Source organism: Leifsonia sp. HAY1-4F (assembly GCF_056755275.1).
Genome location: NZ_JBNDHX010000659.1, coordinates 1 through 234 on the forward strand (window position 1 = coordinate 1; position 234 = coordinate 234).

The 234-nt window shown below is 73.9% G+C and carries 1 pseudogene; it reads right to left on the reverse strand.

Annotated features, from left to right (window positions below):
- Positions 1-234, reverse strand: a pseudogene (locus tag ACPYOG_RS20875) (molybdate ABC transporter permease subunit); the annotation flags it as partial.

Here is a 234-nt window from a genome sequence, read left to right on the forward strand (position 1 = left end):
ACCGCCGGGGTGGAGAACGCGACGTCGAGCGTCCCGCCGAGGATGCCGCGCCGGCCGTACAGGGCGAGCAGAGCCAAGCCGGCGACGACCGGAGGCGGCACGAGCGGGAGGAGCACGATCGCGCGCACCACCCGACGCCCGGCGAAGGGGACGCGCGCCAGCACGATTGCCATCGGTACGCCCAGCACCAGGCAACCGACGGTCGCGAGCAGCGACGTGCGCAGACTGAGCAGC